The organism is Pseudomonas retamae (assembly GCF_043496865.1).
GTDB classification, from domain to species: Bacteria; Pseudomonadota; Gammaproteobacteria; order Pseudomonadales; family Pseudomonadaceae; genus Aquipseudomonas; species Aquipseudomonas retamae.
On sequence record NZ_JBIEIL010000001.1, the window covers coordinates 207,347 to 220,187 of the forward strand.

The window sequence follows — 12,841 nt, forward strand, 5'->3', positions numbered from 1 at the left end:
GCAGCGTCTACACTCTTGGGCGATAGCGATTGACTCCAGGAGTGGCGGATGTCCCTGCGGTTACCTTCCATTGATGGGCTTTTGCGCCATCCGGCGTGTGGGCCTTTGCTTGAGCGTCACGGCCGCGAGTCGGTGCTGGCGAGCCTTCGACAATTGCTCAATGAGCTGCGAAACGACGTGTTGAACGGGCAAGTCTCGGCAATTGAAATCAGTCCCGAAGTGCTCGCCGGCCGGGTTGGCGAACGCCTGACCCAGCAGCAGCGCAGTCAGGTGCGCCGTGTGTTCAACCTGACCGGCACGGTACTGCACACCAATCTCGGTCGCGCCTTGTTGCCGGACGAAGCCATCGCTGCGGTGGAGAACGCCGCACGCTATCCGCTGAATCTGGAATTCGATCTGGCCAGCGGCAAACGCGGCGATCGCGACGATTTGATCGAAGGCCTGATCCGCGAACTGACCGGCGCCGAAGCCGTCACCGTGGTCAACAACAATGCCGCCGCCGTGTTGCTGACCCTCAACAGCCTCGGCGCGCGCAAGGAAGGCATCATCTCGCGCGGCGAGCTGATCGAGATCGGCGGCGCCTTTCGCATTCCCGACATCATGGCCCGCGCCGGTGTGCGCCTGCACGAAGTCGGCACCACCAACCGCACCCACGCCCGCGATTACGAAGCAGCGATCAGCCCGCGCAGCGGTTTGATCATGCGCGTGCACGCGAGCAACTACAGCATTGAAGGTTTTACCGCTCGCGTGCCGACCGCTGAACTTGCCGAGCTGGCCCATCAGCATGGCTTGCCGTTGCTGGAGGATCTGGGCAGTGGCAGCCTTCTGGATTTGACGCGCTGGGGTTTGCCGGCGGAGCCGACGGTGCGTCAGGCGCTGCTCGATGGTGCCGATATCGTCACCTTCAGCGGCGACAAATTGCTTGGCGGCCCGCAGGCCGGGTTGATCGTCGGCCGCAAAGAACTGATCGCGAAGATCAAGAAAAACCCGCTGAAACGTGCGTTGCGCGTGGACAAGTTGACCCTGGCCGCGTTGGAGGCGGTGCTCGGGCTGTATCGCGATCCTGATCGACTGGCCGAGCGCTTGCCGAGTTTGCGGCTTTTAACCCGCTCGCAGGCTGACATTTTCGCCCAGGCTTCACGGTTGCAGCCGGTGCTGGCTGACATGCTGGGTGAGACTTGGAGTGTCAGCGGAGTCGAGGCCCTGGGCATGATCGGCAGCGGCAGCCAGCCGGTGGCGCGTTTGCCGAGTGCGGCGCTGTGTTGTCGGCCGCAGGTGTCGAAGCGCCTGCGCGGGCGTTACCTGCTGAATCTCGAAGCCGCGTTGCGCGCCTTGCCGATCCCGGTGCTCGGGCGCCTCGACGACGATGCGCTGTGGCTGGATCTGCGCCAGCTCGACGATGAGCCGGCGTGGCTCGCGCAATTGCCGCAGTTGCAGGCCGTACCGTGATCGTCGGCACGGCGGGGCACATCGACCACGGCAAGACGTCGCTGCTGCAAGCGCTGACCGGGCAAACCGGCGACCGTCGCCCGCAGGAACGCGAGCGCGGCATGACCATCGACCTCGGTTATCTCTACGCCGAACTGCAGCCCGGTGCTGGCCTGAGCGGGTTTATCGACGTGCCCGGCCACGAGAAATTCACCCACAACATGCTCGCCGGTGCGCAGGGCATCGACTTGGTGTTGCTGGTGGTCGCCGCCGATGACGGCGTGATGCCCCAGACTCGTGAGCATCTGGCGATTGTCGAACTGCTCGGCATCCCCCGCGCGGTGGTGGCGATCACCAAGTGCGACCGGGTCGAGGCGGGCAGGGCGGAAGAGGTGCAGCGCCAGGTGCTGGATCTGCTCGCGCCGGGGCCGTTCGCCGACGCGCCGATCTTCACGGTGTCGAGCGTGAGCGGGCGGGGCGTTGAGGCGTTGCGCGCGGCGTTGGTGCAGGCGCAAAACGAGGTGCAGGCGCGCAGTGGCGAAGGTGGATTTCGTTTGGCGATCGATCGCGCGTTCAGCGTGGCCGGCGCCGGGATCGTCGTCACCGGCACGGCGCTGTCGGGCACGGTGTCAGTCGGCGACAAACTCACCCTCGCGCCGTCCGGTAAAACCGTCCGCGTGCGTGGCCTGCATGCGCAGAACCAACCCGCCGAACAGGCGCTCGCCGGCCAACGGGTGGCGCTGAACCTGAGCGGCGAGCGCCTGGAACTGGCGCAGCTCCATCGCGGCCAATGGCTGCTGAGCGAGTGGCTGCACGCGCCGACGCAACGGGTCGATATCGACTTTCAACTGCTGCCCGGCGAACGCACCTTCGAACACTTTCACCCGGTGCACGTCCACCTCGGCACCCAAGACGTGATCGCCCGCGTCGCTTTGCTCGAAGGCCCACGGTTGAGCCCCGGCGAACGCATGTTCGCGCAACTGCTGATCAACGCGCCGGTACACGCGGTGCAGGGCGACCGGCTGATCCTGCGTGATTCCAGCGCGCAACGCACCTTGGGCGGCGGCACGGTGCTCGATCCGTTTGCCCCGGCCCGGCAACGCCGCAGCCCGGAGCGTCTGGCGCAACTGCAAACCCTCACCAGCAGCGACAGCCTCGAACAGGCCTTGCCGGTGCTCCTCAACCACAGCGCCGGCGGCCTTGATCCGCAACGCCTCGAACGCCAGTTCAATCGCCCGCGCGCATCCTGGTCATTAGCGCACAACGTCCGCCTGATCGACACCCGCCAAGGCCCGCTGCTGTTCAACGTACAGCGCTGGGCGCAACTGAAATTCAATTTGCTGCAACGCCTCGCACAATTTCACGAACAAGAGCCCGACCAGATGGGCCCCGACCGCGACCGCCTGCGGCGCTTCAGCGGTCTGGCGCTCGAGCGTTCGACCTTCATCAGCCTGCTCGACGAACTGCTCAGCGCCGGCTCGATCCACACCAGCGGCCCCTGGATGCACCTGCCCGACCATCAGGTGCGCCTGAACGCCGAGGACGAAACCCTGTGGCAGCAACTGCAACCGCTGTTCGACAACGCCGAATTCGACCCGCCATGGGTCCGCGACGTCGCGAAAATGCTCGGCCACGACGACGCCGCCGTACGCCTTCTACTGCGCAAACGCGCGCGGCTCGGATTGATGCATCAAGTGGTGCGTGATCTGTTTCTGAATGACGCGCAACTGCGCCGCATGGCCGAGGTGTTACTGGCACTGGCCGCGGAAAATCCGCAGATCCAGGTGACAACCTTCCGCGATGCGCTAGGCTTGGGACGCAAACGCTGCATTCAGTATCTGGAGTATTTCGACCGACTGGGCCTGACCCGGCGCATCGGCGAATCACGGCAGATCCGTCACGACAACGCGCTGGCCAATGCCAACGCGCAATGAGTCAAAGGAAGGCAATCGCGCCCGGTGGCGCGGCCGGGCTTCAAACCCGGTTGGGGACGGCATCCGTTCCCGGGCAGGTTCGACTCCGGCTGCCTTCCGCCAGTTTCCTTAAAGCATTGGCGGTTTAATGTGGGAGCGAGCCTGCTCGCGAAGGCGGTGTACCCGCCGACCTCTCAGTGACTGACCCACCGCCTTCGCGAGCAAGCTCGCTCCCACAGGTTCTGCGTGTAGACACAAAGTTGCTGATCGACACCATTCCCTGTGGGAGCGGGCTTGCCCGCGAAGACGTCAGTAGCCGCAGCGCTTAATTAGGGCTTGTTACTGCGGCAATTCCAGATTATCCAGCGCCCGACTCACCGCCAGCTCGCCGAGCATGATCAGTTGCGCAATCCCCAGCAGCGTTCTGCGTTGCGAGGCCGGAATGAGGTTGGCGAAGTCATTGGCGATGGTTCTGGCCGAGGCGAGGGTTTCGCAGGCGTTGGCCAGCAGTTCCTCGTTTTTGAAATCGGCGGTCACGGCGTACATGGTGCGTTTTTTACGCGGCGGTGGCGGGGAGCCGGGCGGGCAGAGGTAGTGATCGAGGGCGCGGTCGGCGGCGTCGTGGAGTTTGGTGGAGTCGAGGGATTCGTAGGGGGAGGTGGGATCGGTTTCGGGCGGGTTGGGGGTTGGTTTGATCATGGTTGAAGCCTCTAGAGTAGTGAAGCTGCCACCGTTCGCTGCTAACGAAGTAGGTGGCGGCTGTACGCGGGTTAGCAGACCAGGACTCTAGAACCCGGCGCACCGAAGTGCCCCACGCAAAGCCGCCATAACGGAGACAGACTTTGTGCGTCTAGAGATAACCCGGGCTGCTAAACCCGATCACTGAATATTCAGCGACCGGACCACAATAGAACCCGCCCCCAAAACGCACAAGCCGGCGGATTCTGGCTTGGCTGTAGGCAATGGCGCAAGGATTTGTAGCCTCGGAGGCGTGTCTGGAGGTGTCTTTTAAACGCCTTCGTTTAAATCGAAAAGTTGCTCCGAATCTGATGGCCTGCTCGCGATTAGGATGTTTCAGGTCGATGCATTCGAACCAGACAAACCGCTATCGCGAGCAGGCTCACTCCTATACCTGTCCTTGTTCAGTTACTAAACTCAACGTTATCAATATAGGCGCTCTTGTATGCTTTTATTCTGACGGACGCAATGGCGGATAGTGTTCCTGAATCAATTTCCTGAGCCCGCTCTGGGGAAATAGCCTGCACATTTTTTGTAAGTAATGTTGTGCCCGATGAGTTTAAAAAAGCGATGGTCGTATCTGACGAGTCTGGTTTGCCGGGCCATAAAAAAAGCCAAAATCTTATTCTGCTTGTTGTCCGACCAATCAAGTCGAGTTGATAAGTAATGGACCAACCGTTAAACGGAACCCATGCGTAAAACATCCTTCCTCCCATGGGCGGGAATTGTCCATAAGGTTCTTCGATCGCTAAAAGGCCGCTGTTGCTTGCGCTTACAAAGGTCATTTTCAATTTGCCAGCGTTTGCGAATTCCCCGGGTGAAAATAACTCTATATTTTTGACACCTTCAAAATTTTCAATGTCTACGTCTTTGACCCTCAATTTCCACGGGGTTGATTCTTTATAAGTCCCATATAAGGCTTTGGCGGTGAATTCATGCTGCCCAATACTGAGGTTTTCAACCGTAAGCTTCCAAATGCCTGATATTAAATCGGCAATGGCCTGGCCTTTTGGAACTGTGTTATCAATTAATTTGACCTCTTGACCTTTCGCGGCGATACCGCTTAGTACAATTGTAGTTACTCCAGTCGTGCCATCCTGAGGAATATTCTCACCATTCACTGCGCCTTTAACAGAGTTAATGGTGGGGACAACATCTTCTGTCACCGTCAAATTCCGCACATTCGAATACACCGGATTACTCGGATAACAAGCCTCGGCGTACAAACGCCGCGCGCCAAGTGGCACGGTAATCGAAAGTTCCCAGATACCTGTCACTCCGTCAGCGGTCGCGGTTCCCCTTGTGGCCGAGCCGGCACCGGTGCCGTCACGGATATTGATTTTCTGACCCAGGCTCGCGGTTCCTTTAAGCGTCAGCTCGGTACTGACGGTCGTTTTACCCTCTGGCACATCCACCCCTTTGTCATCCAGCACATCGTCCAGTGTCGGCACTACCGATGCGACCACGACAATGTTCCAGGTATTGGAGAGCGTGCCGTCCTTGCGTCTGGCGCTCAGGCTGTAGGTAGTTCCGGCAATCAGAGTCGTCAGTGTGAATGTCCATTTCCCCTTTGAGTCTGTTTGCATTTCGGTATTCGGCATCAGCGTGCCGTAATTGGCCAGATCGATTTTTGTGCCTGGAGTGGCCGTACCTGACAGGATAATGGCCGTTTCTACGGTCTGGCCGCCGGCGGGAATATCATCCCCGCTAGGCGAACCTTTTACTGAGGTGATAGTTGGGATTACTTCCTCAACAGCCTTGAGCGTATAAGTACGTACCGGAAACGTCTGTGCAGCGGCTTCATTCGTACCTCTATCGAACGTCACCTTGAACTCGATCTTCAACTCCGAGCCATCTTTTAATCCACGCAAATCAACGACTGGAGCATTGGGGGACATGCCATTGGGCAAACCAGCGGAGGGTACGGGCGTCGCGTTATAGGTCTGCGAACTGTACGGCGAGTTATCGGCCTTGGTGCCGAAATAACGCATCCAGAGTTTCTGCCCGAGCGCGATAAGCGCCCATTTAGCGATCCGCGTGCTGGCGGTATCGATCAATGCATGGACATCCAGCACCTCACCCGGCATACCGTCGATTTCAGGGCGGGGTAAATCTTTCTGTTGCAGTGACTGCACCGTCAGCGTTAATTGCAGCGACGGCACCGGCTCACCGCTGCCACGGATCACGGTGTAGCTCACCGTCACCGGTTTGCCAAGGTTGAAGGCCACCACTGATTGCAGCAGTGGGATCTCCTGCGGCCCGACCGTCGCCACCGGCCACGGCGCAGTAGTATGCGAGCCATCCGCGGGGGTGCCTGCAGCTGCGGCCCAGGTCACCGTGATTTTGTCGTCGACGAGCATGCCAACATAATCGATCACGGCTGTCAGCGCGTTCTGCGCATCCAGCGGATCAAGGCTCGTGCCCGAAGCTTGTTTAATCGTCGGCGGGGCCAGTTCGGGTGCCGCCTCACCAATGATGTCAGCCATGGCCGTGCGTGATGTGCCAATGACGTTGCCCTTTGGTCGTTCAACCACAAAACGCACCTGCAAGCTTTTGCCTGAAATAAGCTGATCATTGGGTATGTAAACGATGCACGGATCCAGTCCGCCAAAATCATCAGCCGGGAACGCACCACCTTCTGTCGCCTTTTCCACTGAATCGTCCAACTGGTAATACGCCGTCACCCAGTCGCCCAGCTCATACAGCGAATGGTTTGGACGAACAACCACTAACAGTGGGCCGCCATCCAGCTTCTTGAGATCCACTATGTATGGATCATCCGTGTTATCTGCGGCTTTTTCGCGCAACAGCGGCATCGGCAAGACCACCCGCTCAAGATCAATGTTGGCAAAAATGAACGTTGACCAGCGGCGGTTGTGGGTGGCATTGAGCAGTTGATCGACCAGGGTGTAGGAAAACGGGCAGTTGTCGAGGCTGCCAATCATTTCGAACTTGGCGCGATCAATCAGCACCGAGACAGGCTTGTCGATTTCATCGGGTCTGACCGTGTAGGTGAAACGTTCACGGTTGATCTCGTAGATGATGGTGTCGTGAGCTTTGCGGTAGGGGTAGTCAAAGGTGAGCTGGACACCTTTTTCGACTTCGTCCTTGCCGATGCTCGCCGGGTTACCCAATTCCGGAGGAAATCTGATCGCCAACGCCGGATGTGCGCCCGCTCCCGGCACGTTGTTGCCACCGGGCAGGGTGGCGCTATACAGCGCCCAGAGCTCTGTGGATTCGCTGATATTGCCGCCGTGGGTTTTCAGTTTGTACTGAAGGACATTGATCGCATTGTCACGCAACTCAGACTGGAACAGGTCGAAGGTCATGATGTCGTCGACGACATTCTGCGGCAGGCCGATCTGAGTGCCGTTGAGCCACAATGTGATTTCTTCGTACAGGCGGGTATCCAGCGGCGGGTCGACAAGGACTTTAACGGCAGCGGCGAGTGTGCCGTTCGCCCGAGTTACCTCCTTGAAAATCCCCAGCGGTACCCCTTCCACCGTCACGCCCGCCGGTGGGGCGGGATCGCTGATGACACCGTCGGTGGCCAATTCGATGGTGGCAGGATAAAGGACGAGCGCTTCGTCGTTTCGAGCAATTGCCATGGGACACCTTCCTGGGTGAATGGCCAGAGTGAGCGCTGGCCTCGATACAGCGATCAAACACCGGGTGGGGAAGGTTGGCTACTGTCAACTCTGACAGGTGGCGACGGACGGTAGTGGATTCAAAAGCACAGAATCGCATTCCTTCAACCGCCAGCGACCTTGAGATTTGCCGCGATTCCCTTGTGGGAGCGAGCCTGCTCGCGAAGGCGTCGGATCAGTCAGCTTAAGGTTTGATGACACACCGCTTTCGCGAGCAGGCTCGCTCCCACAAGGGTTTGTGCCTGGCAGTTTGACTTTGTGGATAGGTCAGACTTGCACGCGAGTTCGCTATTTCAGGGTGTTCAACATTCTGTTTTTGAATGCCTTGGGATCGAATGGCTGAAGATTTCCACTGATTTCGCCTTTCCCAAGCGCAGCGCGGACGGCTTCCAACGCAGTGTTTCGCTCTTGCTCACGGCCCACTGAATCCTGGATGCATTCGCTGTCGTTACAGCCGTCACTTGCATCGATCTGAGCTTGGATTCGTTGCTCTCGGTGTTCAGTCCCGATGCTGGTTTTTCGTATGGTCAAACGAATGGGTGGCAACTGTGTGCAGGTTGACGGACCGGTCCTCACAAACCCGGCGCATCCGAAGATGCCCCACACACAGTCACCATGCAATGAGCGGGCACAAAAGTGCACGAGCAAAGAGAGGCTATGCGCGTAGTGAGGAAGTCCAGGCCGTCAAACCCGGTCACGAATGAGTCGTGACAGGGCGCGAGGATAGGGAGTGAGGCCAAACCCGCCAACCGCCGCCAACCTTGCGAACTTGCCCCGTTCTTTTGTAGGAGTGAGCCTGCTCGCGATAGCAGTTGTTCAGCCACAAATGTTGTGCCTGACCTGCCGCCATCGCCAGCAGGCTGGCTCACACAGGTTGAACGCATTGCAAAATGAACGGGTTATAAGCCCAGCGGGTATTCGATGACTACATAAACCCGGTCAATATCATCCCCGGCCTGCGCCTCATTCGCCCGGTGGGTGACGTGCGACAGTTGCACCGACAGATCCTTGGCTGCGCCGGACTGGACGACGTATTTCAAGTCGATATCGCGTTCCCAGTGTTTGCCGCCATCGCCTTGCTGTGGCTGGTATTGTCCGCTGTCGGCGTCGAACGGGTTGTAGGCGCCGCCCTTGGGCGCGTGGGTGCCGTCGATATGGCTGCCGGTGACGTAGCGGGTCATGAATTTCAGGCCGGGGATGCCGAAGGCGCCGAGGTCGAGGTCGTAGCGGGCCTGCCAGGAGCGTTCGTTGGCACCGTTGAAGTCGGCGTATTTGATCGAGTTGGCGAGGTAGATCGAGTCGCCGCCGACGAAATCGAAGGGGGTGTCGCCGTTGATGCGTTGCCAGCCGAGCATCACCGCATGTGGGCCGAAGGCGTATTTGCCGGACAGGCTGAACGCGGTGTTGTCGATCTCGCCGGCCAGTGCACGACCGGTGTCGCGGGTGTGGTAGAGGTTGGCGTCGAGCAGCAGCCCGGATTGTTTGAAGTGCAGGTTGCCGTAGTACTGGTGCCAGGTGTCGCTGAGCTCCGAGGCGTACAGCGCGCCGCCCAGCGGATTGTCGCTGAACAGGTCGGCGCCGACGAAACTGATGCCGCCGGCTTCGGTGTTAGCGCCGTAACCGTAGAAATCGCCGTGGCCGGAGGAACTGTCCTGGTTCTTGAACGCAGTGAAGTGGCCGGCGACCAGGTTGAGGTTGTCGAACTCGGCGCTGTTGAGCAGGAATCCCGTGGCGTATTCCGGTTGCAGGCGTTTGTCGGAGGTGTCGAACACCGGCGTCTCGACGGTCATTTCACCGAAGGCGAGGGTGGTGCGTGAGGCCTTCAGTTTCAGCGCGCCGCCGGCGCTGGAGTAGTCGTTTTCGCTACGGCCATCGCTGTCGACGGGCAGCAGGCCGGCTCCGGAATGGCCTCTGCCACCGTCCAGTTTCAGCCCCGCGAAAGCGTGGGCATCGATACCGAAGCCAATGCTGCCTTCGGTGAAGCCGGATGAGAAGGTGCCGATAAAGCCTTGAGCCCATTCCTGTTTGTAGTTTTTGCCCGAGGGCGTGGGCGAGCGGTAGTCGTTGCTCAGGTAGAAGTTGCGGCTCAGGACCTGGCTTTTGGCATCGTCGAAGAAGCCGCTGGCGTGAGCGCTGGCGTTGAGACCGCAGAGGAGCGCAAGCAGGGTGAGGCGCGATGGGGCGCGGTCGATCATGATCAGTGTGCCAGCGGTAGTGGGGATGGCTGGGATGATCGGGGAAATGGGTGCGAAGGGATTGCGCGGATGTGCTTACTTCTTGCCGTGACACAAACCCTTGTAGAAGTGAGCCTGCTCGCGCTGGCGGTGGGTCAGTCACAATCTCTGCAAGCTGACACACCGCTTTCGCGAGCAGGCTCGCTCCCACAGTGGATGTCGGTTCGGCTTCAGAACCGTGGTGAATTGGCTGGCGCCATCGCTGGCGAGCCAGCTCCCACAGGGTTTTTTGGTGTGTCTGAATATTCAGCCATGACACAAAACCTGTGGGAGCTTGCCTGCAAGCGATAGCGGTTGAACATTCAACCTTTCATTGACTGAGAGTCAGCTATCGCCAGCAGGCTGGCCGCCACAGTGATTGCTTTTCAAATAAAGATCTTTATTGCCCCTTGGCCGACAGCGGCGGTGTGCGCGGGGGGATCTGGCGTTTGTTGCCGGTGGATTCGAAGGCGGCGGCCAGGCGCAGCAGGCTGGAGTCGTCGTAGGCGCGGCCGGCGAAGGTCAGGCCGACGGGCATGCCGATGTCGGCCATGACACCCATTGGTACGGTGACCGTTGGTACGCCGAGGTGGCGGATTGCGAGGTTGCCGTTGGCCACCCAGATGCCGTTGCTCCAGGCGATGTCGGCCGAGGCCGGGTTGACGTCTGCGTCCGCCGGGCCGACGTCGGCGACGGTGGGGAACAGCACGGCGTCGAGGCCGAGGTTGTCCATCCAGTCTTCGAGGTCGAGGCGGCGGGTCTGTTCGAGGCCGCGCAGGCCATCGGCCACAGTAGGGATTTCATTCCACGGCGTAATACCGCGCTCAGCCATGCGTACGTATTCGTCCATGCCGGCGGCCAGATCGCCTTCACGATTGGGCAGGGTGCCCGGATCGTGCGGGAAGATCTTCGGCCCGTCGACGTCAACCAGACGATTGAGTTTCGGGTCACCGTTGGCTTGCAGGAAATCGTCGAACGCCCACGCAGTCAGGTCCCACAGTTCATGATGCAGAAACTCCTTCGACACCAGCCCACGGTTGAACACGGTCGGCGCGCCGGGGCGATCGCCTTCGCAGTTCGATACCAGCGGGAAATCGGTTTCGACTACTTCAGCACCGGCCGCTTCCAGCGCTTGACGCGCTTGCTGCCATAGCTCGATCACCGAGGCGCGGGTGTTGATGCGTTGGCCGGTCGGGCCACCGATGCCCGGGGCTTCGCTGGTGCCGGCTTCGGAATCGGCATTGATGTACATGCGCGGAATGGCGAAACGCTTGCCGGCCAGCGCGGCACGATCGGCAGCGAGTTCGGCGTAGGACGCCGGGCGCACTTCGCTGACGCGCGGGATCGGCACCCACGGTTGCAGGCGCCAGAGGTCGCCGCGAGTGTCCGGGTCTTCGGCGACGACCACGTCGAGTACTTCGAGCAAGTCGGCCATGGTCCGCGCAAAAGGCACCACCACGTCCATGGTCGGGGTCAACGGCCAGTTGCCGCGCACCGAGATGATCCCGCGCGACGGCGTATAGGCGCACAAACCGTTGTTGGATGCCGGGCCCCGACCGCTTGACCAGGTTTCTTCAGCCAGACCGAACGCGGCGAAACTGGCGGCGGTCGCGGTACCGGCACCGTTTGACGAGCCAGAGGCAAACGGCGCGGTCAGATACGCGGCGTTGTAAGGACTTTCGGCACGGCCATAAACACCGCGCTGCATGCCGCCATTGGCCATCGGCGGCATGTTGGTCTTGCCCAGGCAAATCGCCCCGGCGGCGCGCAGGCGTTCAATGGTGAAGGCGTCGCGATGCGCGACCAGATCGGCGAAGGCCGGGCTGCCCGAGGCGGCGGTCAGGCCTTTGACCAGATAACTGTCCTTGGCGGTGTAAGGAATGCCGTCGAGCGGGCCGAGAGTCTGGCCCTTGGCGCGGCGTGCGTCAGAGGCGCGGGCTTCGTTCAAGGCTTCGGGGTTGCGCACCACCACGGCGTTCAGCGCGGTCGGTGTGTCGGGGCCGTCGTAGGCATCGATGCGTGCCAGATAGGCCTCGACCAGCTCGACCGCGGTGGTCTGGCCGGATTCGAGTGCGGCGCGCAATTGCGCGATGGACACTTCGGTGACTTCGATCATGCGCGCACCGCCGTTTGCGGTTGGGCGTTGTAGCAATAGCTGTTCATGGCAGTTCTCGTTGCACGGCTTCAGGCGACAAGGTTAAGACTGGCGCCTATTTAACACCAAGCAGGGCGCGGAGTAATCGGCGGAGTGGATTGGCAGCAGAATTTCTTCTTTTTCGTGGGCCTCATCGCCAGCAGGCTGGCTCCCACAGGGGCTGCATTTCAGGCGGCAAAAGGTTGCACAGGAATACTGCATTTAAGGCGGCCATGGGTTTGACGGGAAGAATGCATTCCAAATGTGGGAGCTTGCCTGCAAGCGATGGCTTTCTTGCAGGCGCTGAGTTTTGGGTACATATCCGTTGCTGCGGTAACGGCTGCTGGCGGTTTCGCCCTTACGGCGAGTCCCTTTTTCAGACGCCAAAAAGGAACCAAAAGGCTTTGCTCCTACGTACGGCCCTCGCAGGCTCGGGTTCCTTCGCTCCGGGACCGATCCGGGCGCAGCGCCTACGGTTTGCTTCGCTGCACCTACTTGCGCTGTGTCTGGCTGCGCCAGACGGTCGCTGCGCTCCCACGCCCGGATCGATCCCTGCGCTCAGCCTTCCGATGTCGCTGGTCAGGCAAGATCAAGATCAAGAACACTCGAGCTGGCGCTCATTGTTGAGTGGTTAGAAGCGGGTGGTTGGCTTTGGGATTTGTGGTGGATTCGCCCCTCACCCCAGCCCTCTCCCGAGGGAGAGGGAGCCGATTTGTGGGCATTCAAAGTCTGAGTTCAACTCGATATCGCAGGTTGGCGTATCTCTCG

The 12,841-nt window shown here is 60.2% G+C and carries 7 protein-coding genes and 1 tRNA gene; 3 read left to right on the plus strand and 5 right to left on the minus strand.

Annotated elements, in window-relative coordinates:
* Window positions 1–48 precede the first annotated feature (48 nt).
* The 3 genes from selA to ACGSLL_RS00910 all read left to right on the plus strand — a co-directional run bounded on the left by selA (window position 49) and on the right by ACGSLL_RS00910 (window position 3,464).
* Window positions 49–1,449 carry an L-seryl-tRNA(Sec) selenium transferase gene (gene selA, locus ACGSLL_RS00900; RefSeq protein WP_394502229.1) on the plus strand — a complete coding sequence of 467 codons (1,401 nt, stop codon included), beginning with the start codon at window positions 49–51 and terminating at the stop codon, window positions 1,447–1,449.
* Entirely contained in the window at window positions 1,446–3,362 is a 1,917-nt protein-coding gene (gene selB, locus ACGSLL_RS00905) for a selenocysteine-specific translation elongation factor (protein WP_394503061.1), read from the plus strand. The genes selA and selB overlap by 4 nt, the downstream gene beginning before the upstream one ends.
* 6 nt (window positions 3,363–3,368) lie before the next feature.
* Window positions 3,369–3,464: transfer RNA gene (locus ACGSLL_RS00910), tRNA-Sec, on the plus strand.
* 216 nt (window positions 3,465–3,680) lie between these two features.
* On the opposite strand, the gene ACGSLL_RS00915 is transcribed toward ACGSLL_RS00910, so the two are convergent.
* The 5 genes from ACGSLL_RS00915 to ACGSLL_RS00935 form a co-directional block, all read right to left on the minus strand.
* On the minus strand, window positions 3,681–4,040 hold the full coding sequence (locus tag ACGSLL_RS00915; protein ID WP_394502231.1) for a DUF6124 family protein: 360 nt from the start codon (window positions 4,038–4,040) through the stop codon (window positions 3,681–3,683).
* Window positions 4,041–4,483: 443 nt separating this feature from the next.
* On the minus strand, window positions 4,484–7,687 hold the full coding sequence (locus ACGSLL_RS00920) for a hypothetical protein (protein ID WP_394502233.1): 3,204 nt from the start codon (window positions 7,685–7,687) through the stop codon (window positions 4,484–4,486).
* Between the two features lie 327 nt (window positions 7,688–8,014).
* Complete coding sequence (locus ACGSLL_RS00925) at window positions 8,015–8,368, minus strand: type II toxin-antitoxin system ParD family antitoxin (protein WP_394503063.1); 354 nt, start codon at window positions 8,366–8,368, stop codon at window positions 8,015–8,017.
* A gap of 257 nt (window positions 8,369–8,625) precedes the next feature.
* Complete coding sequence (locus ACGSLL_RS00930) at window positions 8,626–9,921, minus strand: OprD family porin (RefSeq protein ID WP_394502235.1); 1,296 nt, start codon at window positions 9,919–9,921, stop codon at window positions 8,626–8,628.
* 418 nt (window positions 9,922–10,339) lie between these two features.
* The gene (locus tag ACGSLL_RS00935) at window positions 10,340–12,055 is read right to left on the minus strand and encodes an amidase (protein ID WP_394502237.1); all 1,716 of its coding nucleotides are present in this window, start codon (window positions 12,053–12,055) and stop codon (window positions 10,340–10,342) included.
* Window positions 12,056–12,841: the final 786 nt, after the last annotated feature.